Origin of the sequence: Terrisporobacter mayombei, assembly GCF_020748465.1 — a bacterium.
In the GTDB taxonomy this organism is placed as follows: Bacteria; Bacillota; Clostridia; order Peptostreptococcales; family Peptostreptococcaceae; genus Terrisporobacter; species Terrisporobacter mayombei.
This window is the reverse complement of sequence record NZ_JAHZMP010000137.1, coordinates 1-503: the sequence shown is the minus strand read 5'-3', so window position 1 is coordinate 503 and position 503 is coordinate 1. Positions and strand designations below refer to the sequence as shown.

Here is a 503-nt window from a genome sequence, read left to right as displayed (position 1 = left end):
TTGCGGTTTACTATGCAGGATACGGATTTTTTCAGCTGGCGTCGCACGATGCTGTTGCGTTTTCAGAGGATGGAGGCCGCAGAAGAGGTCTACCATGAAATAGAGCTTCAGGCTCAGCAGCTGGAGTACGATTACTATTCGTTATGTGTTCGCCACCCGGTACCATTCACGCGACCTAAAGTGGCTGTCTACACCAATTACCCTGAGTCGTGGGTTAGTTATTATCAGGCAAAAAATTTTCTCGCAATTGATCCTGTGCTGAACCCTGAAAACTTTAGTCAGGGCCATTTAATGTGGAATGATGACTTATTCAGCGAAGCACAGCCATTATGGGAAGCCGCGCACGCACATGGTTTACGCCGCGGTGTCACTCAGTATTTAATGCTGCCAAATCGGGCGCTGGGCTTTTTGTCCTTTTCCCGTTGCAGCACGCGCGAAATACCCATTCTTAGTGATGAACTGCAATTAAAAATGCAGTTACTGGTGCGCGAAAGTCTGATGGC

Annotated in this window: 1 protein-coding gene; it reads left to right on the top strand. The window is 48.1% G+C overall.

Going from position 1 to position 503, the window contains the following annotated elements; translation table 11 throughout:
* Positions 1–12: 12 nt before the first annotated feature.
* Positions 13–503 (top strand): autoinducer binding domain-containing protein (locus tag K0039_RS25005; RefSeq protein WP_228106828.1); only part of this gene is annotated, 491 nt, incomplete at its 3' end.